Source organism: Ancylobacter gelatini, from assembly GCF_022601675.1.
GTDB classification, from domain to species: Bacteria; Pseudomonadota; Alphaproteobacteria; order Rhizobiales; family Xanthobacteraceae; genus Ancylobacter; species Ancylobacter gelatini.
This window is the reverse complement of sequence record NZ_JAKVIL010000012.1, coordinates 14,102-39,563: the sequence shown is the minus strand read 5'-3', so window position 1 is coordinate 39,563 and position 25,462 is coordinate 14,102. Positions and strand designations below refer to the sequence as shown.

At 68.0% G+C, this 25,462-nt stretch carries 26 protein-coding genes and 1 riboswitch; of the genes, 19 read left to right on the top strand and 7 right to left on the bottom strand.

Translation table 11 applies throughout. The features are described from left to right. Positions 1-70 precede the first annotated feature (70 nt). Positions 71-598: an inorganic diphosphatase gene (gene ppa / locus MKI84_RS18115; RefSeq protein WP_241621661.1), complete on the top strand. Its 528-nt coding sequence runs from the start codon at positions 71-73 to the stop codon at positions 596-598. A 64-nt stretch (positions 599-662) separates the two neighbouring features. Here the strand turns inward: ppa and MKI84_RS18110 are convergent, their stop codons facing one another. The 3 genes from MKI84_RS18110 to MKI84_RS18100 form a co-directional block, all read right to left on the bottom strand. Continuing rightward, positions 663-1,688, bottom strand: coding sequence for an Ldh family oxidoreductase (locus MKI84_RS18110; protein ID WP_241621660.1), 1,026 nt, complete (start codon positions 1,686-1,688; stop codon positions 663-665). Next, positions 1,689-2,507 (bottom strand): creatininase family protein, encoded by an 819-nt coding sequence (locus tag MKI84_RS18105; protein ID WP_241621659.1) that lies wholly within the window; start codon positions 2,505-2,507, stop codon positions 1,689-1,691. Between the two features lie 88 nt (positions 2,508-2,595). Further along, positions 2,596-2,985, bottom strand: a complete 390-nt coding sequence (locus MKI84_RS18100; protein ID WP_241621658.1) for a RidA family protein — start codon at positions 2,983-2,985, stop codon at positions 2,596-2,598. A gap of 204 nt (positions 2,986-3,189) precedes the next feature. Here MKI84_RS18100 and MKI84_RS18095 point away from each other — a divergent pair, with 204 nt between their 5' ends. The 10 genes from MKI84_RS18095 to MKI84_RS18050 all read left to right on the top strand — a co-directional run bounded on the left by MKI84_RS18095 (position 3,190) and on the right by MKI84_RS18050 (position 12,927). After that, on the top strand, positions 3,190-4,203 hold the full coding sequence (locus MKI84_RS18095) for an ABC transporter substrate-binding protein (protein ID WP_241621657.1): 1,014 nt from the start codon (positions 3,190-3,192) through the stop codon (positions 4,201-4,203). A 29-nt stretch (positions 4,204-4,232) separates the two neighbouring features. After that, positions 4,233-5,048, top strand: a complete 816-nt coding sequence (locus MKI84_RS18090; RefSeq protein WP_241621775.1) for an ABC transporter ATP-binding protein — start codon at positions 4,233-4,235, stop codon at positions 5,046-5,048. A gap of 16 nt (positions 5,049-5,064) precedes the next feature. Further along, a complete protein-coding gene (locus MKI84_RS18085; RefSeq protein ID WP_241621656.1) occupies positions 5,065-5,862 on the top strand; it encodes an ABC transporter permease in 798 nt (265 codons plus the stop codon). Positions 5,863-5,867: 5 nt separating this feature from the next. Then, positions 5,868-7,205, top strand: a complete 1,338-nt coding sequence (locus MKI84_RS18080) for a cytosine deaminase (RefSeq protein ID WP_241621655.1) — start codon at positions 5,868-5,870, stop codon at positions 7,203-7,205. Further along, positions 7,195-8,607 (top strand): FAD-binding oxidoreductase, encoded by a 1,413-nt coding sequence (locus MKI84_RS18075; protein ID WP_241621654.1) that lies wholly within the window; start codon positions 7,195-7,197, stop codon positions 8,605-8,607. Before MKI84_RS18080 ends, MKI84_RS18075 begins: the two co-directional genes overlap by 11 nt. A 19-nt stretch (positions 8,608-8,626) precedes the next feature. Next, positions 8,627-9,223: an NAD(P)H-dependent oxidoreductase gene (locus tag MKI84_RS18070; RefSeq protein ID WP_241621653.1), complete on the top strand. Its 597-nt coding sequence runs from the start codon at positions 8,627-8,629 to the stop codon at positions 9,221-9,223. A 116-nt stretch (positions 9,224-9,339) separates the two neighbouring features. After that, a complete protein-coding gene (locus MKI84_RS18065; protein WP_241621652.1) occupies positions 9,340-9,828 on the top strand; it encodes a MarR family winged helix-turn-helix transcriptional regulator in 489 nt (162 codons plus the stop codon). Between the two features lie 259 nt (positions 9,829-10,087). After that, positions 10,088-10,996: a DMT family transporter gene (locus MKI84_RS18060; protein ID WP_241621651.1), complete on the top strand. Its 909-nt coding sequence runs from the start codon at positions 10,088-10,090 to the stop codon at positions 10,994-10,996. A gap of 107 nt (positions 10,997-11,103) precedes the next feature. Next, entirely contained in the window at positions 11,104-12,093 is a 990-nt protein-coding gene (locus MKI84_RS18055; RefSeq protein ID WP_241621650.1) for a 2-hydroxyacid dehydrogenase, read from the top strand. A gap of 102 nt (positions 12,094-12,195) precedes the next feature. Beyond that, positions 12,196-12,927, top strand: coding sequence for a protease inhibitor Inh/omp19 family protein (locus MKI84_RS18050; protein WP_241621649.1), 732 nt, complete (start codon positions 12,196-12,198; stop codon positions 12,925-12,927). A gap of 11 nt (positions 12,928-12,938) precedes the next feature. Here MKI84_RS18050 and radC read toward each other — a convergent pair whose 3' ends face one another. The 3 genes from radC to MKI84_RS18035 all read right to left on the bottom strand — a co-directional run bounded on the left by radC (position 12,939) and on the right by MKI84_RS18035 (position 15,844). Next, positions 12,939-13,634 (bottom strand): RadC family protein, encoded by a 696-nt coding sequence (radC, locus tag MKI84_RS18045; RefSeq protein WP_241621774.1) that lies wholly within the window; start codon positions 13,632-13,634, stop codon positions 12,939-12,941. Positions 13,635-13,742: 108 nt separating this feature from the next. Then, positions 13,743-14,567 (bottom strand): type I methionyl aminopeptidase, encoded by an 825-nt coding sequence (map, locus tag MKI84_RS18040; RefSeq protein WP_241621648.1) that lies wholly within the window; start codon positions 14,565-14,567, stop codon positions 13,743-13,745. A 92-nt stretch (positions 14,568-14,659) separates the two neighbouring features. Further along, complete coding sequence (locus MKI84_RS18035) at positions 14,660-15,844, bottom strand: GNAT family N-acetyltransferase (RefSeq protein ID WP_241621647.1); 1,185 nt, start codon at positions 15,842-15,844, stop codon at positions 14,660-14,662. A 176-nt stretch (positions 15,845-16,020) separates the two neighbouring features. Between MKI84_RS18035 and MKI84_RS18030 the strand changes: the two genes are divergently transcribed. From MKI84_RS18030 to MKI84_RS18015, 4 genes are all read left to right on the top strand, one after another. Beyond that, entirely contained in the window at positions 16,021-17,244 is a 1,224-nt protein-coding gene (locus tag MKI84_RS18030; RefSeq protein WP_241621646.1) for a pyridoxal phosphate-dependent aminotransferase, read from the top strand. 14 nt (positions 17,245-17,258) lie between these two features. Continuing rightward, the gene (locus MKI84_RS18025; RefSeq protein WP_241621645.1) at positions 17,259-17,846 is read left to right on the top strand and encodes a lysozyme inhibitor LprI family protein; all 588 of its coding nucleotides are present in this window, start codon (positions 17,259-17,261) and stop codon (positions 17,844-17,846) included. 114 nt (positions 17,847-17,960) lie between these two features. Then, entirely contained in the window at positions 17,961-18,869 is a 909-nt protein-coding gene (locus MKI84_RS18020; RefSeq protein WP_241621644.1) for a sugar kinase, read from the top strand. A 155-nt stretch (positions 18,870-19,024) separates the two neighbouring features. After that, positions 19,025-19,912, top strand: a complete 888-nt coding sequence (locus MKI84_RS18015) for a cation diffusion facilitator family transporter (RefSeq protein WP_241621643.1) — start codon at positions 19,025-19,027, stop codon at positions 19,910-19,912. A gap of 20 nt (positions 19,913-19,932) precedes the next feature. Here the strand turns inward: MKI84_RS18015 and MKI84_RS18010 are convergent, their stop codons facing one another. Beyond that, positions 19,933-21,174, bottom strand: coding sequence for a lytic murein transglycosylase (locus MKI84_RS18010; protein WP_425353865.1), 1,242 nt, complete (start codon positions 21,172-21,174; stop codon positions 19,933-19,935). Between the two features lie 143 nt (positions 21,175-21,317). Then, positions 21,318-21,446: riboswitch (TPP riboswitch) on the top strand. Positions 21,447-21,534: 88 nt separating this feature from the next. On the opposite strand from MKI84_RS18010, the gene thiC reads away from it, so the two are divergent. The 4 genes from thiC to MKI84_RS17990 all read left to right on the top strand — a co-directional run bounded on the left by thiC (position 21,535) and on the right by MKI84_RS17990 (position 25,439). Further along, positions 21,535-23,367, top strand: a complete 1,833-nt coding sequence (thiC, locus tag MKI84_RS18005; RefSeq protein WP_241621641.1) for a phosphomethylpyrimidine synthase ThiC — start codon at positions 21,535-21,537, stop codon at positions 23,365-23,367. Positions 23,368-23,426: 59 nt separating this feature from the next. Beyond that, positions 23,427-24,032 (top strand): class I SAM-dependent DNA methyltransferase, encoded by a 606-nt coding sequence (locus MKI84_RS18000; RefSeq protein ID WP_241621640.1) that lies wholly within the window; start codon positions 23,427-23,429, stop codon positions 24,030-24,032. Between the two features lie 92 nt (positions 24,033-24,124). After that, entirely contained in the window at positions 24,125-24,976 is an 852-nt protein-coding gene (blaOXA, locus tag MKI84_RS17995) for a class D beta-lactamase (protein WP_241621639.1), read from the top strand. Between the two features lie 19 nt (positions 24,977-24,995). Beyond that, positions 24,996-25,439 carry an NUDIX hydrolase gene (locus MKI84_RS17990; protein WP_241621638.1) on the top strand — a complete coding sequence of 148 codons (444 nt, stop codon included), beginning with the start codon at positions 24,996-24,998 and terminating at the stop codon, positions 25,437-25,439. Positions 25,440-25,462: the final 23 nt, after the last annotated feature.

The window sequence follows — 25,462 nt, the reverse complement described above, 5'->3', positions numbered from 1 at the left end:
CGCGCGTGGCGACCTATAGGGAAGCGCTTTTAGCCGGCGTGCCCGGCCTGTTCGATCTGGAGCCTGTTTTATGGACCTTTCCCGCATCTCGGCCGGACCGAATCCGCCGGAAGAAGTTCACGCTGTCATCGAGATCCCGGCCGGCGGCCCGCCGGTGAAATACGAAATCGACAAGGAATCCGGCGCGCTGTTCGTCGACCGCTTCCTGCACACGCCGATGTTCTACCCGGCCAATTACGGCTTCATCCCGAACACGCTCGGCGATGACGGCGACCCGCTCGACGTGCTGGTCATCACCCCCTTCCCGCTGGTGGCGGGCTCGGTGATCGCCTGCCGCCCGGTCGGCGTACTGGAAATGACCGACGAGAAGGGCGGCGACGAGAAGATCCTCGCCGTGCCGGCCGACAGCGTCTACCCGATCTACAAGTCGGTGAAGAATGCGGTCGACCTGCCGGAGCTGATCATCGAGCAGATCGGCCATTTCTTCAGCCGCTACAAGGATCTGGAGAAGGGCAAGACCGTGACGATCAAGGGCTGGGCCGATGCCTCGCGCGCCCATGAAATCATCCGGACCGGCCTCGCCGCCCACAAGAAGTGAGCGCAGCGCCCCGCGCGACGTTCTGGACGAAGGCCCGGAGCCGCGCTCCGGGCCTTTCGCTTATTCAGCCGGCAAAGCCGATATGCGCCAGCGCCTTGCGCAGGCTCGCGACCACGACGACGCCCTCGCGCGCCGCCCTCGCCCGGTTGGCGACGCGCCGCGTGCCGGGAAGCCGGGCGCCGGGCTCGTTCTCGATCAGCGCGGCCAGCCGCTCCAGATGGTCGAGATAGGCCGCTCCCGCCAGTCGCGTCGGGTCGATGGCGATCACGACATGGCCGATCGCCGCCGGCGGCCCCTCGCCGTCGAACAGGCTCGGCATGTCGGCCGCGAAGGTCGAGGCGGTGATCGCCGCGGCCATCACCTCGATGATGAAGGCCAGCGCCGTGCCCTTGGCCTCGCCCATCGGCACCATGGTTCCGGCAAGACCCGCCTTGGCGTCGGTGGTCGGGTTGCCCTCACCGTCGAGCGCCCAGCCTTCCGGTATCGGCTCCCCGCGCTGCGCCGCGGCAAGGATCGGCCCGCGCGCCACCTTGGAAACCGACAGGTCGACCACCGCGGGCGGGCGACCGCGGAGCGGGGTGGCGAAGGCGAGCGGATTGGTACCGAACACGGCGCGGCGCCCGCCCGCCGGGGCGATGGACGCCGGGGCATTGGTGAAGGCCAGCGCCACGAGGCCGCGCTCGGCGAGCTTTTCCACCGGCTGGCCGGCAACGCCGAAATGGCTGGAGCGGCGCACCGCCATCAGCCCGATCCCGGCCTCGCGCGCGATCGCCTCCAGCTGCGGCAGGCCGAGATCGAGCGCGGGATAGGCAAAGCCATTGCCGGCATCGACCGCCAGCACGGCCGGCGCGGCGCGCCAGGCGCGCGGCACGGCGTGGCCGTCGATCTTGCCGCTCGCCACCATGGCGGAGTAGCTCGGCAGCCGGGTGAAGCCGTGGCCGCCGAGCCCGTCGGCCTCCGCCGCCACCAGGGCGCGGGCGGTCGAGGCCGCGTTCGCCGCATTGGCGCCGAAGCGCTCCAGCACGCGGGCGGCATAATCGGCGGCCTCGTCAAGGGTGAGGCGCAGATCGGGGAGCGGGGCGTGGTCCATCTAGCGGGCTCCTCCGCCCAGCGGCCCGGCCGCGAGGCGGGACAGGTCGAATTTCTGGACATCGGCCAGCAGTTCGACAAAGGCGCGCGCGCCATAGAGCGCACAGGCCGCGCCCTTCTCAGGGCTCGCCTGCGCGGCGTCGCCCATCGCCCCGCTCGGCTGGATATCCTGCGACATCCATCCAAAGCCGGCCGGGGAGCCGGCGCGCAAGAACGAGAATTCCTGCTCCATCGCCAGCGTCACCGGCGGAAAATCCGCAATCTCGTCATCCTTCACCGTGTCCGGCCGGAAGGCCAACATCAGCGAGGTCTCCACCCCGCCGGCATGGATGCCGTGCTGGCGCTCGGTATTGGTGAACAGCCCTTCCGGGTAGCCAAAGCGATGCCACGATGCAGTGACCGCCAGCATGCCGAGCCGCGCGCGCAGGTCGCGGGCCACGATGTCGAGGATCGGCACATTGCCGCCATGTGAGTTCACCATCACCAGCTTGCGCACGCCGGCGCGGTGCACGCTCTCGCCGATCTCGGTCCACAGGCGGATGATGGTCTCGGCGGAAAGGGTCAGGGTGCCGGGAAAGAACAGGTGCTCATTGGACTTGCCGATCGCCTGCATCGGAAGGAAGACGGCGGGGCTGCCGTCCGGCAGGAGCTTCATCACCTCGTCGAGATAACCCTGCCCGATATAGGCATCGACGCCGACCGGCAGATGCGGCCCGTGCTGCTCCACCGCCGAGACCGGCAGCACGGCGATCCAGTTCTGCGTATCGCCGGCCGCGAAATCGGTCCAGGCGAGTTCGGTCCAGAAACGTTTGGGGGGCATGGCGTCAAGGTCCGGCTGCTGCACTGGCGCGCGTTCTAGCAAGGAACGCGCCCGCGCCCAACTCCCACCGGCGGACTGAGCCCGCTGCCTAGCCCGCCTTCGCCGCCAACGCTTCGACCTCGACCTTGAAGTCGGGCCGCGTGAAGCCGGAAACGATCATCAGCGTCGAGGCAGGCGGCGGATCGACGGTGAAGCGGTCACGCGCGGCCATGTAGCCGGCCATGTGCGCACGGTCGGTGACATAGGCGTTGATCCGCACCACATCGGCCGCGCTCATGCCGGCCTCCGCGAGGCAGGCGGCGATGGCGCGGAAGCAGATATCGGCCTGCGCCTCAGCGCTGTCGGGAATCTCGTCCTGCGCGCTGATGCCGAGCTGGCCGGAGACCAGCAGCAGCCGGGCGCCGGCCGGCACCTCGACCGCGTGGCTGTAGCGCGCGAAGGGGTGGCGGATGAGGGCGGGGAGCAGATGGCGGAGCATACCGGCAGCTTAGGCGCCCCGGCTTTGCGCGCAAGCGCCGCCGCCATCGCGGGACGGGCCGCGACCGACCGTCGCGCCAATGGCGGCCAAACTGAACGGCAATTGATTGAAAACCGGGCACTTTCGCTGCAACGCAGCGATTTATTCGCTGCACGAACCGCTCTACACTGCGTGCCACAGCCACGCTCCATCGGGAGAATTTCGATGCGCTACGCGCCGCGCCTGCGTTCCGCCATTGTCGCGCTTGCCGCGCTCGCAACCGCCGCCCTCGCGGCTCCTTCCGCGCGCGCCGCCGACAAGGTGACCTTCGGCACAAACTGGGTGGCCCAGGCCGAGCATGGCGGCTTCTACCAGGCGGTGGCGGACGGCACCTATGCCAAATACGGGCTGGACGTCACCATCGTCCCCGGCGGACCGCAGGCCAATAACCGGCTGCTGCTGCCGGTCGGCAAGATCGATTTCTACATGGGCGCCAACATGCTTCAGGCCTTCTCCTCGGTGGTGGAAGGCATCCCGACCATCATTGTCGCGGCGCTGTTCCAGAAGGAGCCGCAGGTCCTGATCGCCCATCCCGACGTCACCAGCTTCGAGCAGCTCAAGAACAAGACGCTGTTCATCTCCAAGGAGGGGCTGGCCAGCTACTATCAGTGGCTCGTCGCCGATTACGGCTTCAGCGAAAAGCAGGTAAAGCCCTACACCTTCAACGCCGCGCCGTTCCTCGCCGACAAGAACAGCGCCATGCAGGGCTATGTCACCTCCGAGCCGCTGGCGATCGAGAAGCAGGGCGGCTTCAAGCCGAGCCTGTTCCTGCTGGCCGATTTCGGCTTCGACACCTATTCCACCACCATCGAGACCCGCAGCGAGTTGGTGAACCAGAATCCCGAGCTGGTGCAGCGCTTCGTCGATGCCTCGATCCTCGGCTGGTACAATTATCTCTACGGCGACAACGCCGCCGCCAATGAGCTGATCAAGAAAGACAACCCCGAGATGACCGACGAGATGATCGCCTTCTCCATCGCCAAGATGAAGGAATACGGCATCGTCGATTCCGGGGATGCGAAGACACTCGGCATCGGCGCGATGACCGACGCCAAGATCAAGAGCTTCTACGACAAGATGGTCCACGCCAAGGTTGTGCAGTCGGATATCGACTACAAGAAATCCTACACCACCGCCTTCGTGAACAAGGGCGTCGGCAAGGAACTGGGGCCGAAGTGACGGCGGGTTCGCCCGTCCCGCCGCGCGGCTTGGCCGTGACCGCCGTGGTCGACACCCCGCCCGCCCCGCTCCTGCGGCTCGAAGCCGTCGAGAAGCGCTTTGCCAACGCCGTGACCGCCCTCAAGGGGCTGGACATGGAGGTGCGGCAGGGCGAGTTTCTCTCGCTGCTCGGCCCTTCCGGCTGCGGCAAGTCCACCGCGCTGCGGCTCATCGCCGGCCTGTCGGAGCCCACCGCCGGACGGCTGGTGTGGAACGAGAAGGAGCGCGAGCCGCATTCCATCGGCTTCGTTTTCCAGGAGCCGACGCTGATGCCCTGGGCCAGCGTGTTCGGCAATGTCCATCTGCCGCTCAAGCTCGCAGGCCAGTCGCGCCGCGCGGCCGCTCCGGCCATCGAGGAAGCGCTGGAAATGGTCGGGCTTGCCGGTTTCCGCGACGCCTATCCGCGCGAATTGTCCGGCGGCATGAAGATGCGCGTCTCCATCGCCCGCGCGCTGGTGACGAAGCCGCGCCTGCTGCTGATGGACGAGCCTTTCGCCGCGCTCGACGAAATCACCCGCTTCAAGCTGAACAACGATCTTCTTGAGGTGTGGCGCCGGCTGAACTGCACCATCGTCTTCGTCACCCATTCGGTGTTCGAATCGGTGTTCCTGTCGACCCGCATCCTTGTGTTCCGCGCCCGGCCGGGACAGGTCTCGGCCGCACTCGACATCGACCCCAACCAGCCGCGCGACGAGGCGTTCCGCACCTCGCCCGAATATGCCGGCCTGTGCCGCGACACCTCGCTCGCGCTGGCCCGCGCCATGGAAGCGGGCGAGTCCCTCTCGCCCGTCCCACGGGCCGGCTGAAGGCGAGGGCGAGGCCATGCGCGCGAGGGGTATCGAGAATTCGCCGTTCCGCTGGCTTCTCCCGATCGCGGTGATGGCAGCCGTCATCCTTGCCTGGGAGGCGGTGGTCCGGCTCAATGACCTGCCGGCCTATATTCTGCCGGCGCCCTCGCGCGTGATCGAGACCCTGATCGCCGACCACGCCGTGCTGCTCGCCTCCATGCTGGTGACGTTGAAGACCACGGCGCTGGCGCTGCTCGTCGCCATCGTCGGCGGGGTGGCGCTGGCACTGGTGTTCGCCAGCGCGCGCATCGTCGAGTTCTCGCTGTTCCCGATCGCGGTGATCCTTCAGGTGACGCCGATCATCGCCATCGCGCCCCTGATGCTCATCTACCTGTCCACCGACACCGCCGTGCTGATGTGCGCCTTCATCGTCGCCTTCTTCCCGATCCTGTCCAACACCACGCTCGGGCTGAACTCTGTAGACCCGAATTTGCGCGACCTGTTCGCGCTGTCGGGCGCCAGCCGGTTGCAGACGCTGCTGCAACTGCGCCTGCCGACCGCCCTGCCCTATTTCCTCGGCGGCGCGCGCATCGCTGGCGGGCTGGCGCTGATCGGCGCGGTGGTCGGCGAGATCGCGGCCGGCTCGGCGGGCCAGGGCTCGGGCCTTGCCTTCCGCATCGTGGAATCCGGCTATCGGCTGAACATTCCGCGCATGTTCGCGGCGCTGTTGCTGATATCGCTGGCGGGCATCCTGATCTATGCCGCGCTCAGCCTCGTCTCCTGGCTGCTTTTGCGGCGCTGGCACGAGAGCGCCCTGCAATCGAACCGCTGAAACCCATGAACCCCGACCATGCCAGCGTCGACCTCGCCCACCCGCCCCGGCATTACGCGCTGACCGGCCTGCGCGCGCCGGCCTGTCTGGTGCCGGAGCTTGAGGCGGCGCCGGATGCCGAAGGGCTGGTCGCGCTCGATCTCGCGATCTCGGAGGGTGGGGTTTCCCGCGTCGTCGCGACTGGCACCCTCGATGCCGACCTGCCCCGCCTCTCCATGGCCGGCGCGCTCGCTTTGCCGGGGCTGATCGACGCCCACACCCATCTCGACAAGGGCTTCATCTGGCCGCGCGCGCCCAATCCCGATGGGAGTTTCCAGGGCGCGGTGCGGGCGGCCGATGGCGATCGCCGCGCCAACTGGAACGCGCAGGATGTGCGCCGGCGCATGGAATTCGGCCTGCGCTGCGCCTATGCGCACGGCACGGTGGCGATCCGCACCCATCTCGATTCCGTCGGCCCGCAGACCGCGATCTCCTGGCCGGTCTTCGACGAATTGCGCGCGGAATGGGCCGACCGCATCGCGCTTCAGGCGGTCAGCCTCACGCCGATCGACCTGGTGCTGGACGATGCCGAGTTCGAGCCGATGCTCGCCGCCGTGCGCCATCACGGCGGAGTGCTCGGCGCGGTGACCTATATGGGCCCGCATCTCGATGCCGGGCTGGAGCGGCTGTTCGACGCCGCCGAGCGCTTCGGCCTGGATCTCGACTTCCATGTCGACGAGAGCGCCGACCCCCGCGCCCGTTCGCTCGCTCGCATCGCGGCGGTCGCGAACCGGCGACGCTTCGCCGGGCGCATTCTGGTCGGTCATTGCTGCTCGCTGGCCCGGCAGGACGAGGCCGCCATCGACCGCACGCTCGATGCCGTGGCGCGGGCGAACATCGCCGTGGTCTCGCTGCCCATGTGCAATCTTTATCTTATGGACCGAACGCGAGGGCGTACCCCGCGCTGGCGCGGCGTCACGCTGCTGCACGAAATGGCGGCACGCGGCATCCGCGTGATGGTGGCCAGCGACAATGTCCGCGACCCGTTCTTTGCCTATGGCGATCTCGACCTGATCGAGGTCTATCGCGAGGCCACCCGCATCGCGCATCTCGACCACCCCATTGCCGGCTGGCCGGCCGTTGTGACCCGCGCGCCGGCGAAGGTCCTCGGCCTCGACCGCCTCGGGCTGATTGCGCCGGACCGGCGCGCCGATCTGTCCATTTTCCGCGCCCGCAGCCTCAACGAATTCCTCTCCCGCCCGCAGGCGGACCGCCTCGTCCTGCGCGCCGGTCGGACCATCGACACCGCGCCGCCGGACCATGCCGAGCTCGACGATCTGATGGGAGGCTATGATGGCGCCTGAAGCCCGCTACGACCTCGCCGCGCTACGCGCCCGCCTGCCCGGCATCCGCTTCGAGGACAATCCCGCGCTGGTGCGCCAGAAGAGCCGCGATTTCTACTGGTACTCGCCGACACTCAAGCGCCAGCTCGACGCGGTGAGCGCCGACCTCGTCGCCTTCGCCACAAGCGAGGACGAGGTGCTGGACATCCTGCGCGCCTGCTACGCCCTGCGCATCCCGGTCACCCCGCGCGGTGCCGGCACCGGCAATTACGGGCAGGCCATGCCGCTGGCGGGCGGGATTGTGCTGGACCTCTCCGGCCTCGACAAGGTGCTGGAGATCGGTCCCGGTCGGGTGCGGGCGCAAGCCGGCGCCATCCTCGCCGACATCGATATCGCCTGCGCGGCCAGCGGGCAGGAATTGCGGCTGCACCCCTCGACCTATCGCACGGCGAGCCTCGGCGGCTTCATCGCCGGCGGCTCGGGCGGGGTCGGCTCCATCACCTGGGGCGGGCTGCGCGACCTCGGCAACATCATCGCCCTCACCATCGCCACCATGGAGGCCGAGCCACGCGTGCTGGAGCTTACCGGTGATGAGGTCTCAAAGGTCGCTCATGCCTATGGCACCAACGGCATCATCCTTTCCGCCGAGGTGCCACTGGCCCCGCGCTATGAGTGGGTGGACATCATCGTCGGCTTCGAGGAGTTCGGCGCGGCGGCCGCCTATGCCAACGCGCTCGGCGAGCAGGATGCGATCCTGAAGAAGCTGCTCTCGGTGATCGCCGCGCCCATCCCGCAGACCTATTTCCTGCGCCACCGCACATATCTGCCGGACGGCAGGCATGTGGTGCTCGCCACCATTGCCCCGATGGCGCTGGCGGCGTTTGACGCCTTCACTGCCCGTCATGGCGGGCAAGTGCTGCTGCGCTCGGATCAACTCGCGCCGGAGGAGGCTAAGGGCCTGCCCCCGCTCTACGAACTCACCTGGAACCACACCACGCTGCGCGCGCTCCGCATCGATCCGTCGATCACCTATCTGCAGGTGCTCTACCCATTCCCGAACCAGCTCGACCTCGTGGCACGGATCCACGCCGCACTCGGCGACGAAGTGCCGGCGCATCTGGAATTCGTGCGCTTCGACGGCAAGGTGACCTGCTTCGGCCTGCCGCTGGTGCGCTATTCCACCGAGGCCCGGCTGGAGGAAATCGTGGCGCTGCACGAGACCATGGGCGCGCCGATTTTCAATCCGCACCGCTACACGCTGGAGGAAGGCGGCATGAAGCAGACCGACGCCACCCATCTCGCCTTCAAGCGCGACGCCGATCCCGCCGGCCTGCTTAATCCGGGAAAAATGATTGCCTGGGACCACCCGGATTTCGACTTCGGCAGCGGGCGCACCTATCTGTTTGCCGGGCTCAAGGACTAGGTTCAGGAGGCCAGCCGCCATGCGCGTACTCGTCGTCTATTGCCACCCGGTCCCGGACAGCTTCGGCGCGGCGGTGCGCGACGCCGTGCTGCGCGGGCTGGCGCGCGCCGGCCACGAGGCCGAACTGCTCGACCTTTACGACGCGGGCTTCAACCCGGTGATGAGCGAAGCGGAGCGCCGCGCCTATCACAGCGAGGGCAGCAATATCGCGCCCGTGGCCGACGAACTGGTGCGGCTGAGGCGCGCCGAGGGGCTGGTCTTCGTCTACCCGACCTGGTGGTACGGCCCGCCCGCCATGCTGAAGGGCTGGCTCGACCGGGTGCTGGTGCCCCATGAGACCTTCGGCATGCCCGGCCCGCTGCGCATGCTGGAACGCCGGCTCACCAACATCCGCGTACTCGCCGCGGTGTCCACGCTCGGCTCCCCCTGGCTGTGGTGGCTGTGGATGGGGCAGCCCGGCCGGCGTATCCTGCTCTCCGGCGTCGGCGAGATCGTGCATCCGCGCGCGCGCCGGCTATGGATGGCGCTGCACAGCATGGATTCGGCGAGCCCTTCGCGTCGCGCGGGGTTCCTTGCGCGGGTCGAGACGCGCTTTTCGCGCCTACGCACAAAATAACGTCGCCTCACTGATAATTTTGACGGCGAAGCAGATTGCAGCCATGCTCCTGTCACGACATACCGTTTCTGTTGCAACAAATAGTTGTTGCGATCGCGCGTCGTACGGAGTCCCCCATGAAGGACGGCTTCGAAAAGAGCATAGGCAACCGGCTGCACCATGCGGCCAGGCTCCAGCGTGCGCTGGCAGCGCGGCGTCTGACGGAGATCGGCCTGTTTCCCGGTCAGGAGACGGTGCTCAAGCTGCTGGTGGAAGCCGACGGCCGCACCATGACCGAGCTTGCCGATGCGCTCAGGGTACGCCCGCCCACCGCCTCCAAGACCGTGGGCCGGCTCTCCGCGCAGGGGCTGCTGGAGCGCCGCGCCTCGGACGGCGACGCCCGGCTGGTGCGGGTGCATCTCACCGAGGAAGGCCGCTCACGCGCCGGGGCGATCGACGCCATCCGCGATTCGCTGGAAGACCAGATGATCGCGGGACTGGACGGCAAGGATCGCAAGCGCCTGCGTAAATTACTGCGCCGGCTGGAGAAGAACCTCTCGATCCAGCTCGGCGCAGCCGATTCCGAACCCGATGACGAGCCGGACGGCCCGGAAGACGGGAGCTGAGGCGCGGGCCAACCGCCCCGGCACGCCGCCCCGGCATCCATCGCGTGATCGGATGGAAACACTCGATCGATAAAATCTGCTTCTCATCCTGATTTCCCATTCCACGCGCTTGTGGAGCCGGCGCGGCGCGCCTAATCCTCCATGAGGACTGCTGGCGACGGATCTCGCCAGCGCGCCTGACGCCGAATGTCCCACGCCTGCCCTCGAGCCGACGAGTAGCGCCTTGAAGCCCGCCTCTTCCGGCGCCTCGCCGGGTCGCATGCCCGATTCGAACGATTCCCGGACGCGGCTGACAGGCATCGGGCTGATCTGCGTGGCCTTCGTGCTGTTCACCATGCTCGACACCACGGTGAAGTGGCTGAACAACACGGTGCATCCGCTGGAGATCGCCTGGGCGCGCTATGCCGGGCAGTTCGTGCTGTCCTTCCTGGTGCTGAATCCGTGGTCGACACCGGGCTTCTGGCGCACGCGGCGGCTCGGGCTTCAGGTTACGCGCTCGCTGCTGCTGGTGGGCACGACGCTCGGCAACTTCTTCGCGCTGCAGTATCTGCAGCTCGACCAGACCATGTCGATCACCTTCTCGACGCCGTTCCTGGTCGCACTCTTCGCCGGCCCGTTGCTGGGCGAGTGGATCGGGGTGCATCGCTGGCTCGCGATCATGGTCGGCTTTGCCGGCATATTGATCATCGTGCAGCCGAGCACGCAGGGCCTGCACCCGGCGGTGCTGGCCTCGCTCGGCGGGGCGCTGTGCTATGCGTTCTACAACATCTCGACGCGCATGCTGGCGGCGACCGATTCCACCGCGACCACGATGTTCTACACCTCCTTCGTCGGCACCGCAGTGCTCACCGTGCCGCTTCCCTGGTTCTGGTCGGTGCCGGACGAGGCGTTCGTCATCGGCGGCATGTCGCTGCTGGGCATCTTCGGCGGGCTCGGCCATCTGCTGGTGGTCATGGCTCACCGCCGCGCTCCGGCGGCCGTGCTCTCGCCCTTCCTCTACACACAGATGATCTGGATGATGCTGTCGGGTTGGCTGATTTTCCACCAGACGCCCGACACGCCCACGCTGATCGGTGCCGGCATCGTCATCTGCTCGGGGCTGTACCTGCTGTGGCGCGAGCATGTGCGACACGCCACCCAGTCGCTGGAAGCCAATCTCGGCGAGTGAGCCACCTCCGGGTGCTTGAAACCGTCCCGGCTTTGGTGACGAATAGCCGCGCAAGCGGCTTCCCGCGCCTGACCGGAAAGCCGCCCGTACCAGAGGGAATAACGCCGATGAGTGATGCCGAGAACCGCCCCGACCTGCTGCAGACCGGCCCGATGATGCCAATGATCGAGGCGCAGCTCGCCGAGCATTTCACCGTGCACCGCCTCGACGCCCCCGATGCCGACAGCCTGCTCGCGCAGCTCGGCCCGCGCATCCGCGCGGTCGCCACCGGCGTCAACTCCACGAGCGGCGGCAAGACCCGCGTCACCGGCGCGCTGATGGCGAAGCTGCCGGCGCTGGAGATCGTGGCCAATTTTGGTGTCGGCTATGATGCGGTCGACGTGGCGGATGCCGCCGCGCGCGGCGTCATCATCACCAACACGCCCGGCGTGCTCGACGACGAGGTGGCCGACCTCTCGGTCGCGCTGCTGCTCGCTACGCTGCGCCGCGTGCCGCAGGCCGACCGCTTCATACGCGAGGGCAAATGGCCGAAGGGCAGTTTCCCGTTCTCCGCGACGCTGCGCGACCGCACCATCGGTATTGTCGGCATGGGCCGCATCGGCCAGACCATTGCCAAGCGGCTTGAAGGCTTCGGCCGCCCGATCGCCTATCACAGCCGCCGCCCGGTGCCCGGCCTTGCCTATGCCCATTATCCCGAGCTGATCGCCATGGCGCGCGATGTCGACGCCCTGATCGTCATTGTGCCCGGCGGGCCGGCGACGCAGAACATGATCGATGCGCAGGTGCTGGCGGCGCTCGGCCCGAACGGCGTGCTGATCAATGTCGCACGCGGCTCGGTGGTGGACGAACCGGCGCTGATCAAGGCGCTGCAGGACGGCACCATCGCGAGCGCCGGGCTCGACGTGTTCGCCGACGAGCCCAACGTGCCGGAGGCGCTGCGCGCCATGGACAATGTGGTGCTGCTGCCGCACATCGCCTCCGCGACCCATGTGACGCGCAACGCCATGGGCCAGCTCGTGGTCGACAACCTCCTCGCCTGGAAGGCCGGCAAGCCACCACTGACACCGGTGCCCGAAACGCCGCGCTCCGCGACCTGAACCGGGTAGGGCGTGACCTCGCATCGGGGCGGTGCTAGCCTGTGGAAACATCTTCCACGGTGAAAGTGCCGCACATTCATGCGCGGAATTGTCCTTCCGGCTATGAAGCTGCTCCTTGCGGGCCTGCTGGCGCTCGCTGCCATGCCGCAGGCGAGCGCTCAGTCGCAACCATCCGCGACCGATGACGCCCATCTGGTCGGCGACTACCAGCTCGCCAGCGCCGACGGCATGCGGGCCTGCCCGATTATGCTGTCTCCGCGCGATCTGCGCGCGCGGGACACGGACGCGGCGAATTTCCGCGAGGCCAATATTCACGAGGCGACACTCGATCGCGCCGCCTGCGCGCAGATGATCGCCTTCAGCGCCGATATTGCCGGCTGGAGCATGGGGCCGGGCAATGCGATCCGGCTCCATGATGCCCGCGGCTCGCTGGTGGCGGAGTTCACCGAAGGCGTAGGTGGCACCTGGGAAGCGCTGCGCGAGCGCGACGGCGTGTATTTCCTCGTCAATCCGCGGCTCGCCGATCCGGTCGAGCAGGCGCGGCCGGACGACATGTTCGGCCTGTGGGATGTGGCGCGCGCCTATGGGCGGCCGGTCTGCCGGATCCGGCTATCCGACGCCACGGTGCGGCAGGGAGCCTACCGGCTCGATCCCGATGGAGGTTGCCGCCTGCTGTTCGGCCGCTTCATGCCGGACCGCTGGCGTATCGAGCGCGGCGATCTGGTGCTGGAATCAGCCGCCGGCGTTGCCCTGCGCTTCGCCAGCAACGAGGAAGGCGGCTTCACCAAGGTGCCCGAGGACAACCGCCCGCTGTTCCTGTCACGCGTGCGCTGACGGATACCGCGTCAGATCAGCCGCAGCCCCTTGAGGCTGGCATGGCCTTCCTTGCCGACGATGATGTGGTCGTGAACCTCAATGCCCAGCGGCTTGGCGACATCGATGATGATCTTGGTCATCTGGATGTCGGCATGTGAGGGCGTCGGGTCACCGCTCGGGTGGTTGTGGACCAGAATGATCGCGCTGGCGGAGACTTCGAGCGCGCGCTTCACCACTTCGCGCGGATAGACCGGAGTATGGTCCACGGTGCCGCGCTGCTGCACCTCGTCGAGGATCAGCTGGTTGCGCTTGTCGAGGAACAGCACGCGAAACTGCTCGTGGTCCACGAAGGCCATCGCCGCCCGGCAATGCGCCAGCACCGCGCTCCATGACGAGAGCACCGGGCGGGCCCGCACCTTGCCACGCGTGACGCGCTCCACCGCCGCACCGATCAGCTTGAGTTCGGTGACGATGGCCTCGCCCACACCCTTGACCTCGACCAGACGCCTGGGAGGCGCGGCGACGACCTCGGCGAAGGAGCCGAAGCGCTCGATGAGCCCTTTGGCGAGCGGCTTCACATCCGCGCGCGGCACCGCGCGGAACAGCACCAGCTCCAGCAGCTCGTAATCCGGCAAGGCTTCGCCACCGGCATTGCGGAAGCGCTCGCGCAGCCTCTCGCGATGGCCCATGAAATGCGGCGCCGGTTCAGCCATCCCCTGCCGCATGTCGGCAGCTTCGTTCGGCAGCGGAATGGTGTCGCCACCCGCGGCCGCGTCCTGCCCGGCCGTTCCGCCCTGCCCGGTCTTGCGAGTCATGCCGGCTCCTCGGGCGCGTCAGGCGGCGAAGACCGGCCGGTGATAACCCTTGGGCGACAAGGTGAAGATTTCGACGCCGGTCTCGGTCACGCCCACCGAATGCTCGAACTGCGCGGAGAGCGAACGGTCGCGCGTCACCGCTGTCCAGCCGTCGGAGAGCACCTTCACATGCGGACGGCCGAGATTGATCATCGGCTCCACGGTGAAGATCATGCCCGGCAGCAGCTCCGGCCCCTCGCCCCGCCGCCCGACATGCACGATGTTCGGCTCATCGTGGAACAGCTGGCCGACGCCATGGCCGCAGAAATCGCGCACCACGCTCATGTGAAGCGGCTCGACGAATTCCTGAATCGCCGCGCCGATATCGCCGACATGCGCACCGGGACGGATTACGTCGATCCCGCGAATCAGCGATTCGTAGGTGACGTCGAGCAGGCGCTCCGCGCGGCGCGGAATGGCGCCGACCGGGTACATGCGGCTGGAATCGCCATACCAGCCATCGACGATCAGCGTGACGTCGACATTCACGATGTCGCCCTCGCGCAGCGGCTTGTCGTTGGGAATGCCATGGCAGACCACGTGATTGATCGAGGTGCAGGTCGAATGCCGGTAGCCGCGATACATCAGCGTCGCCGGCTGCGCGCCATTGTCCATGGCGTATTCGAACACGAGGTCGTCGATCGCGCCGGTGGTGACGCCGGGCGCCACCATCTCGTGCACCAGATCCAGCGCCTCGGCGGCCAGGCGGCCGGCGCGGCGCATGCCCGCGAAGCCTTCCGGCCCGTGCAGCTTGATCTGGCCGGTCTTGCGCAGCGGGGCACCCGCCGCTTCCACATAAGTCATCGTTTAAAAGTCCAGAACAGAAGGGTTAGCTCGAATGTAAGCCTTTCGCGGCGTGGTGCAAGAAAGCGAAGGGCTTAGCGCGCTGCGCATCGTCAACCGCACAGCTTCAGCATGTGCACCACGCGCCGGTCCGCCAGCTGCTCCACCCGCTCGATGGCGAACCCCTTGCGCCGGTACCAGTCCACATTGTCCACCAGCTTCTCGCCGGTGATCAGCCGCATCTGCCGGCTCCCCAGTGCGCGGGCGCGTGTTTCCGCGGCGTCGAGCAGGACATTGCCGAGACCCCGGCCCTGCGCGGCCGGGGCGACGCCGATATTATCGATATAGAGATCGTCGGCGCGCGGCTGGAGGATGAGCACGCCCGCCAGCGCCCCCGACGCCCCGCCGGCCTCGGCATCGTCGAGCACCCACACCTCGCGCGTGCGGAACACCTGCCCGTACTCCCATTGCAGCGGGATCGGCTCGGTTCCCAGCACCTCCCGGTTCCGGGCGAAAGCGGCGCGCTGCAGCTTCTCCACCGCCGGTCGGTCGGCAAGGCTGGCGCGGCGCAGGCTATGGGTCGGCGTCTCGATGGCGTCGGCATTGAGCACGGCGAGCGAGACAAGCTGCCGGCCATCGGCGTCGAAATTCTCCGGCGCCAGCCACGCCTCCATCGCCACCGCGCGCTGGGGCCATTCCTCTTCCAGCATCGAGAACCACGCGGTGTCGCGATTGTGCCCCTTCACGATCATATGGTGCCGGAAGATGCCCTCGAAGGTGAAGCCGTAGCGCTCCGCCGCGCGGCGCGAGGGGGCGTTGAGCGCGTTGCATTTCCACTCATAACGCCGATAGCCCAGCGTCTCGAAGACGTGGCGGGCCATCAGATACATGGCCTCGGTGCCGCCCGGCGTGCGCATCAGCGCTGGCGTGTACAGGATGTTGCCGACCTCGATCACGCGGTTGGCGCTGTCTATCCGCATATAGGTGGCATGCCCCACCGCCCGGCCGGTCGCGCGGTCGAGTATCGCGAACATCAGCGGGTCCTCGCGTCCAGCCGCCGCTTCATAGGCGGCCAGGAACGTCGCGAAATCGGGATAGGGCGCGGCGCCGAGATAGGCCCAGAGCCGCTCGCGATCCTCGCCATGGGAAAGCTCGTACAGATCGCGTGCATGGCGCTTCGGGTCGAGGGCCACGATGTCGACATGGCGCCCGGCGAGCACGGTGGAGCGCGCGGGTTGCGGGGCGGCGTGCGCGTCCACCGGCGCGCCGACAGGGAGGAAACTTGACACTGCGGTCATTTGAGAACTCGCTTGTTGCGCCCGCCGCCGGCACGGCCGCTTGCAGCATCGGCCGGCGGCGTGACAGATAGTACAAAACCGACGGTGCGGAACCGACAAATAAAGTACCGGAGGCCCCCAAGGCCCGGCCATTGGCTGACCCGCGCAGGACCGCCGCCTAACGCCAAGAGACGCTCATGACCCAGACTGCGACGATCGCGCCGGCCGCCGGCTTCCGGCCCCAGCCCGTGGAAGCCTTCAACCGTATCGGCGAGGAAAACGCCTTCGCCGTGCTGGCCCGCGCTACCGCGCTCGCCGCCGAAGGGCGGGATATCGTCAATCTCGGTATCGGCCAGCCGGATTTCCCGACCCCGCCGCACATCGTCGAGGCCGCCATCAAGGCGCTGCGCGACGGCCATCACGGCTACACCCCGTCCACCGGTATCGCGCCGCTGCGCGAGGCGGTGGCGGCCGACGTGCACCGCCGTTTCGGCGAGGAAATCGATCCCGGCCGCGTGGTGATCGTGCCCGGCGGCAAGGTCACGATGTTCTCGGCCATTTTGATGCTGGGCGAGCCGGGCGCGGAAATCCTCTATCCCGATCCCGGCTTCCCGATCTATCGCTCGATGATCGAGTTCACCGGCGCAAAGCCGGTGCCGGTGCCGATCCGCGAGGAGAACGGCTTCGGCTTTTCGGCGGAGGAGACGCTGGCGCTGATCACTCCGCGCACCCGGCTCATCATCCTCAACTCGCCCGCCAACCCCACCGGCGGCGTGACGCCCAAGGCCGAGATCGACGCGCTGGTGGCGGGATTGGCGAAGCACCCGCATGTCGTCATCCTCTCGGATGAGATTTACGACCAGTTCCTGTTCGACGGCGAAGCCCACACCACGCTGCTGGCCTATCCGGAGATCCGCGACCGGTTGATCCTGCTCAATGGTTGGTCCAAGACCTATGCCATGACCGGCTGGCGGCTCGGCTGGTCGCTGTGGCCGGTCGGGCTGTTCGAGCCGATGCGCAAGCTGGCGGTGAATGCCTGGTCCTGCGTGAACGCGCCGGCCCAGTTCGGCGCCCTCGCCGCGCTCACCGGTCCGCAGGAGTGTGTGGGCGAGATGGTCGCGGAATTCGACCGGCGCCGGACCCTGGTGGTGGACGGGCTGAACGCCCTGCCCGGCATTTCCTGCGCAATGCCGAAGGGCGCGTTCTACGCCTTCCCTAACGTCACTGGCACGGGATGGCATTCGGCCAAGAAGCTCGCGAGCGCGCTGCTCGACGAAGCGGGGGTCGCCACTATTGGCGGGCCGGATTTCGGTGTCCATGGCGAAGGTTACATCCGTTTGTCCTACGCCAATTCCGCGCAGAACATCACGCGTGCGCTTGAGCGCATGGCGGATTTCCTTGCGCACGCACGCGCGGCATGAGGGATCGGACCGGCATGACGGAAAACGTTCCATGCCGTGCGACCCGTGCCGTCCTCGCCTGCGCGCTGCTGGCCGGGCTGTCCTTGCCGGCTGTGGCGCGCACCAGCGCGTGCGAAACCATGAAGGCGCAGATGCGCGCCTATCTCGACTGCCTTGGCAGCACGCAGAAGGCCAGCGAACGGCGGCTCGAGCGGGCGATCGACGCCGCACGGGCGGCGATTGCGGCGCGGGTTGAGCTCAAGCAGGTGCAGCGCAACCGCTGGACCGCGCTGCTGGAGGAATCGCACGGCCGTTTCGTGCACTGGCGCGACTTCGAGTGCCAGAGCATCGCGCCCTATGAAGGGGGCGGCGCCGAGAAGACGATCGGGGGCCGGGTGAGCGGAATCGGCGCGCTGGAGCAGCGGCTGATCTGCGTCATCTCGCTGAACGAGGGCCGTATCGCCGATATCGAGCAGCGCTACCGGGCGCCGCCAGACTGGCTGGAGAGCCATCCCGATGCCGCCCTGGCGGAGGGCGCCGATCGGCCAGAATCGCCCGCCGATTCCGCCGAAACGGCGCCGGTTTCCGGCGGTGTGCCGCGCCTCATCGAACTCTCACCCTGAACGTCCCGGCGCGGCTCTGTACACAGGCCGGACCGCCCGCCTTGCCCCGAGCGGCGAAAGAGGCGAGTCTCGCGCGGGGTGCGAGGCGCGCCGGTTCGAAACGGAGGGACGCGCATGTCCAAGGTCATCTCTATCGGTGAGGTCATGGTCGAATTCTCCCGCGGCGCGGATGGGCGCTACGGGCTCTCGATCGGTGGCGACACCTTCAACACCGCGGTCTATCTCGCGCGGGCCGGCATCGAGACCGCCTATGCCACCGCGCTCGGCGATGACCGCTTCTCGCAGGCGATCCGCGCCTCGGCCGAGGGCGAGGGCATCGGCACCGGGCAGATTCTGCACGTCGCGGGCCGCAGCCCCGGCCTTTATGTGATCGACACCGATGCGCGCGGCGAGCGCAGCTTCACCTATTGGCGCGACACTTCCCCCGCGCGCGAACTGTTCGAGCTGCCGGGGTGGGAAGGCATCGCGGAAGCGGTCATCGAGGCCGGCACCATCTATTTCTCCGGCATCACGCTCTCGCTCTACAGCAATGCCGGGCTCGGCCGGCTGTTCGCCACGCTGGAATTCGCGCGCGAGCGCGGGGCGCGCATCGTGTTCGACGGCAATTTCCGCCCGCGCAACTGGAAGGGCGATGTCGGCCGCGCCCGCGCGGTCTATGCCCAGGCGCTGAAGCGCTCGTCGATCGCGCTGCCGACCTTCGACGACGAGGCCATGCTGTGGGGCGACGGCTCGCCCGCCGCCACCGCCGAACGGCTCGCCACCTTCGGCGTGCCGGAAGTGGTGGTGAAGAACGGGCCGGAGGGCGCGCTGGTCTCGGTCGGCGGTTCCTCGCATTTCGTGCCGATCCCCGCGCCGGTCGAGCCGGTCGACACCACGGCGGCCGGCGACAGCTTCAACGCCGCCTATCTCGCCGCCCGGCTCGGCGGGCAGAGCCCGGTGGCGGCGGCAGAGGCCGGCCATGAGCTGGCCGGGCGGGTGATCCGCCATCGCGGCGCGATCCTGCCACGGCAGGCGCATTCCTGAGCGGCTCCGCGCGCCCGCGCGGCGCTGCTAACGCTTCTGCGAATGACTTGCAAACCGTTGGTACTGCTTGATTTCCGCGGCTCGACCCCGTAAGCGAATGCCGATTGCCGCTGCCTCACGGGCGGCGGCATCGGTTTTATCGGGGCAGGGTGACGATGGAACGATCCCAGCGGGTTGCGATCGGCAATGTCGGCATCAGCGTCATCGTGCTGGCGCTGAAATATCTGGCCTTCGTGCTGACGGGCAGCATCGCGCTCTATTCCGATGCGCTTGAGAGCGTGGTGAACGTCGCGACCTCGATCGCGGCGGTGATCGCGCTGCGCGTCAGCGCCAAGCCGGCCGACGCCGCGCACCCTTACGGCTATGCCAAGGCGGAATATTTCTCGGCGGTGATCGTGGGCGTGCTGATCGTGGTCGCCGCCCTCACCATCTTCCGCGAAGTTTACCAGAACTGGTTCGAGCCCTCCCCGCTCGACGCCTCGCCGCGCGGCCTCGCCATGAACGCGGCCGCGGGCGTGATCAATGCCGTGTGGTGCCTCGTGCTGTTCCGCGAGGGGCGCCGCGCCCGCTCCCCCGCCCTGCTGGCCGACGCCAAGCACCTGCTGACCGACGTGCTGTCCTCCGGCGGCGTGCTGATCGGCGTGGTGCTGGCCATCGCGACCGGATGGGAAAAGCTCGACCTGATCCTCGCCGGGCTGGTGGCGCTCAACATCCTGTGGTCCGGCTGGGGCGTGCTGAAGGAAAGCGTCGGCGGGCTGATGGACCAGGCGGTGCCGGGCGAGACGCTGGCACGCATCCGCGCCCGAATCGCCGAGGAGGCGACCGGCGCCATCGAGGCCCATGACGTGCGCACCCGTCAGGCCGGGCGGATGACCTTCGTGGATTTCCACCTCGTGGTGCCCGGCGACATGGCGGTGCGCGAGGCGCACGCCATCTGCGACCGGATCGAGGACGCGCTGGAGGCCGAGGTCTCCGACATCCTCGTCAACATCCATGTCGAGCCCGAGGTGAAGGCCAAGCAGGCCGGAATCCCGGTGCTGTGATCCTGCCGGTGCTGTGACGCCTACCGACCGGCGCGCAGCGCCGCGAGAAGATCGGGCGTGGGGTAGGAATCGGCCGGCAGGCCGAGCCGGGTCTGTTCCACCTTCACCGCCTGCCGCGTCGCCGCGCCGGTGATGCCGTCAACCCGCCCGACATGGTGGCCGCGCGCATTGAGCAGGCGTTGCAGTTCCATGACCTGAGATTGCGACAGCACCGGGATCGCCTTGCCCTGCCCGCGATTGAACGGGCCCGCCCCCGCCACCCGCGCGGCGAGATAGGCGGCCGAGGTGGCGTAGACCAGCGAGTTGTTCCACTCGGTGAACACGTCGAAATTCGGATAGACGAGGAAGGCCGGGCCGTTGCGCCCCATCGGCAGCAACACCGAGGCGGGAAGCTGGTCGTTGGGCAGCGGGCGACCATCGGCCCGCACCACGCCCCACGCCGCCCACTGCCCGCGCGGCAGCTTGATGGACAGATCGGCCTGCTGCCACGGCAGGTTCGCCGGCACCCGGACCTCTTCCAGCCAGGGCTGGCCGCGCTGCCAGCCCAGCGCCTTGATGTAATTGGCGGCCGAGGCCAGGGCGTCCGGCGTCGAGCGGATCAGGTCCACCCGGCCGTCGCCGTCGAAATCGACGCCGTAATTCAGATAGTGGTCCGGCAGGAACTGGAACTGGCCGAGTTCGCCGGCCCACGGCCCGCGCATGGCCTGCGGGGTGAGGTCGCCGCGCTCGACGATGCGCAGGATCGCCATGAGCTGGGTGCGGAACATCTCGGCGCGGCGGCAATCCCAGGCCAGCGAGGCCACCGAGCGGATGGTCTGCTTGTCGCCCATGAAGGCGCCGAAATCGGTCTCCAGCCCCCAGAACGCCACCAGCACCGCGCCGGGCACGCCGAATTGCTGCTCGATATGGTCGAACAGCGCCTTGTTCTTCTGGATGAGCTGGCGGCCCTGCTGAATGCGGTAATTGGCGACCATGCGGTCGGAGAACTCGAAGAAGCTCTGCCCGAACACCTTCTGGCCGCGGTCGGCCCCGACGACATTGGCGTCATAGGTGATGCCACCCAGCGCCGCCGACACCGCGCGCGGGGAGACGCCCTGCGCCACCGCCTGCTGCTTGAACAGCTCCAGCCATTGGGGAAAGCCCTGCCCGCTATTGCCGCAGCTGGTGAGCGCCACGCCCTGCGCGGCGGCGGGAGCCGGCAGCAGCGCGAAGCCGGAAACGGCGAGGGTGGTGGAAAAGGCGGCGGCCGCCAGCCGCGCCATCAGACTTTTGCGCATCGCATCCCCGGTTCGATCGAGCTGAAAATCACGGGCTTTTTCGAATCAGCAATCTACAGGAAACGCGGCGCGGGGGGAGCGCCGCCGGCAGCGGATTGACAGCGCCGGCGACTTTCGTCGTATAGTCCGCCCGTTCCAAGGGGAGCCCCGTGAAGGGGCTGAGAGATCGACGGGCCTGCCGCAAGGCGGGCCGCCGCGATGACCCTTCGAACCTGATCCGGGTCATGCCGGCGAAGGGATCGGAACCAGAAGGCGCATGCAGCCCGCAAGGGGCGACCATGCCGCCCTCTCCCCCCAGCGTCACAACGCCCGGATCTCCGTAACCCATGGTTTCAGGAGATCCATATGCCGTCCAAGCCGACCACCGAAGACACCACGCCCGGCATTGCCACCGGGCCGATCCCCGGTTCGCGCCGCCTCTATGCCGAGTGCCCCGAGCGCGGCTTTCGCGTGCCGTTCCGCGAAATCCTGCTGCACCCTTCCGCCAATGAGCCGAATCTGGCGGTCTATGACGCCTCCGGCCCCTACACCGACCCGGACGCCGCCATCGACATCACCGCCGGCCTCGCCCGCCCCCGCGCGGCATGGGTGAGCGCGCGCGGCGATGTGGAGGCCTATGACGGGCGGGAGGTGAAGCCCGAAGACAACGGGCATGTGCCGGCGGACAAGCTGGTCGCCCCGTTCCCGATCCGTCACCGCCCGCTGCGGGCGAAGGCCGGCGCGGGCGTGACGCAGATGGCCTATGCCCGTGCCGGCATCATCACGCCCGAGATGGAATATGTCGCGATCCGCGAGAACGGCCTGCGCGCGCGCATGGGCGAGATCATCCGCGACGGCGAGGATTTCGGTGCCTCGATCCCCGATATCGTGACGCCGGAATTCGTGCGCGACGAGGTGGCGCGCGGGAGGGCGGTGATCCCGGCCAACATCAACCATGGCGAACTGGAGCCGATGGCGATCGGCCGCAATTTCCTGGTCAAGATCAACGCCAATATCGGCAATTCCGCCGTCACCTCCTCGGTGGCGGACGAGGTCGACAAGATGGTGTGGGCGATCCGCTGGGGCGCCGACACGGTGATGGACCTCTCCACCGGCCGCAACATCCACAACATCCGCGACTGGATCGTGCGCAACTCCCCCGTCCCCATCGGCACGGTGCCGATCTATCAGGCGCTGGAGAAGGTCGGCGGCATCGCGGAGGACCTCAACTGGGAGGTGTTCCGCGACACGCTGATCGAGCAGGCCGAGCAGGGCGTGGACTATTTCACCATCCATGCCGGGGTGCGCCTGCCTTATGTGCCGCTCACCGCCCGGCGCGTCACCGGCATCGTCTCGCGCGGCGGCTCGATCATGGCCAAGTGGTGCCTCGCCCATCACCGCGAGAGCTTCCTCTATGAGCGCTTCGCCGAGATCTGCGAGATCATGCGCGCCTATGACGTCACCTTCTCGCTCGGCGACGGGCTGCGCCCCGGCTCGATCGCCGATGCCAACGACGCCGCGCAGTTCGCCGAGCTGGAGACGCTGGGCGAATTGACGAAGATCGCGTGGGCCAATGACTGCCAGGTGATCATCGAGGGCCCCGGCCATGTGCCGATGCACAAGATCAAGGCCAACATGGACAAGCAGTTGAGCGTGTGCGGCGAGGCGCCGTTCTACACGCTCGGGCCGCTGACCACCGACATCGCGCCGGGCTACGACCACATCACCTCCGGCATCGGCGCGGCGATGATCGGGTGGTTCGGCACCGCGATGCTCTGCTACGTCACGCCGAAGGAGCATCTCGGCCTGCCCAACCGCGACGACGTGAAGACCGGCGTCATCACCTACAAGATCGCCGCCCATGCCGCCGACCTCGCCAAGGGCCACCCGCTGGCGCGGGCCTGGGACGACGCGCTGTCGCGGGCGCGCTTCGAGTTCCGCTGGGAGGACCAGTTCAACCTAGGCCTCGACCCCGAGACCGCCCGCGCCTTCCACGACGAGACCCTGCCGAAGGAGGCGCACAAGCTGGCGCATTTCTGCTCGATGTGCGGCCCGAAATTCTGCTCGATGAAGATCAGCCAGGACATTCGCGACGCCGCGCGGGCCGCGGATTCGCAAGCGGCCGAGGCCGGCATGAACGAGATGGCGGAGCGTTTCCGCGCCGGTGGCGGGCAGCTCTACGCGCCTGCTGCGGAATAAACGGACGACACGCCGGGCGATGCCGGGTTAAGGCTCCGGCATCGCCCCTGGGAGACGAGATGACCTCACCCGCCGACGACGTTGTCGCGCTCTATGAGCGCCATGCGCATGAATGGGACCGGACTGGCGGCCGCCGCAAGGCGGAGGCGATCTGGCTCGACCGATTCATCGCGGCGCTGCCGAAACCGGGGGCGGAAATTATCGACCTGGGCTGCGGTTCGGGCGAACCCGTGGCGCGCTATCTGATCGATAAAGGCTGCCGGCTGACCGGGCTCGATGCCTCGCCGACGCTGCTCGGCCTGTGCCGCCGGCGCCTCCCGACGCATAGCTGGATCGAGGGCGACATGAGGCAGCTGGCGCTGGGACGCCGTTTCGATGGCCTGCTGGCCTGGAACAGCTTCTTTCACCTGCCCCCGGACGATCAACGCCCGATGTTTCGGATCTTCCGCGACCATGCCGCGCCCGGTGCCGCGCTGATGTTTACCAGCGGACCGGGCCATGGCGAGGCGATCGGCCGCTTTGGCGGCGACGCGCTCTACCATGGCAGCCTCGACCCGGCGGACTACCGAGGCCTGCTTGCGCAGAACGGCTTCACTGTCCTGGCGCAAAGGGTCGAGGACCCGGAATGCGGCGGGCTCACCGTCTGGCTGGCGCGCCTTAGCTGAGATGCGCCGAACGGTGGACGGCACGGCAGATGCCACGCCATTGTCGGAATGTGCAGGCAGGAGGCGTAAGCATTTTTTAGAGAGGCCCGCACATGACCGCTGCCCTTCACTGGAAACACCTGCCGGCCCTCGCCTTCCTCGCCACCCTCGGGCTTACCCCGGCCCAGGCGCAGCAGGCCCTTCAGCCGCTGACCGCCGAGGCGAGCCCCGCGACCCCGCTCGAATGCACGCTGATCCTCGATGCCGCCTCCGGCGACACGCTGCATCGCAGCGGCACCTGCGACCGCGCCTTTGCGCCGGCCTCGACCTTCAAGGTGCCGCTCGCGGTGATCGGCTTCGATGCCGGGATCCTGAAGGACGCCACCACGCCGGCCTGGCCCTATAAGGCCGAGTACGACGCGCCCGAGCGGGTGCGCAAAACCGTCGATCCCACCATCTGGGAAGCCGATTCGGTGGTGTGGTACTCGCGCGAGATCACGCGGCGGCTCGGCATGGAGCGCTTTGCCAGCTATGTCGCCCGCCTCGACTACGGCAACAAGGACGTGGCCGGCGACCCCGGAAAGGACAATGGCCTGACGCGGAGCTGGCTCGGCTCCTCGCTCGCCATCACGCCCGAGGAACAGGCCGGCTTCCTTCGGCGCCTGCTGTCCGACGCGCTGCCGGTCTCGTTCCAGGCGCAGGACAAGACCCGCGCCATCGTCCCGACCTTCACCGCCGCCGACGGCTGGAGCGTGCACGGCAAGACCGGCAGCACCTGGCTGAACGGCCCCGACGGGCAGAGCGACAGGAACCGCCCGATCGGCTGGTTCGTCGGCTGGGGCGAGAAGGACGACCGGCGTATCGTGTTCGCGCGGCTCTATGTCGGCACCGAGCCTTATGAGGACGGCATGGGGCTGAAGCAGCGCGGCATTTTCCTCGACGCCCTGCCCTCGCTCGTGAAGTGACGCCACCGGAAGGATGAAGATGAGCCCCGCGCCTGCCGGCCCCTCGCGCCCCGTTCCCGCCGTGCTTGCCCTGGTGCTCCGGGGCGAGGAGGTGATGCTGGTGCGCCGGGCCAACCCGCCGGACCAGGGGCTATGGGGCTTTCCCGGCGGACGCATGGAGGTGGGCGAGAGCCATCTCGACGCCGCGCTCCGCGAACTTCACGAGGAGACCGGCATCCACGCCGACGCGCCGCGTCTGGTCACGGTGCTGGACTTCATCGAGCACGATGCCGAAGGACGGCTCGCGCACCATTTCGCGATGATCGCTGTGCTGTGCCGCTGGCAATCCGGCGAGGGCGAGGCGGCGGACGACGCGCTGGAGACCCGCTGGTTCGGCGCGGCCGAACTCGCGGAGGTGGGGCCGGCCGCCAGCGCGCAGGTGCTCACTCTGGCGCGGCTTGCGCGCGAGATGAGCGCGGCATGAGCGCGGCCTGAGCGTGGCTTGAG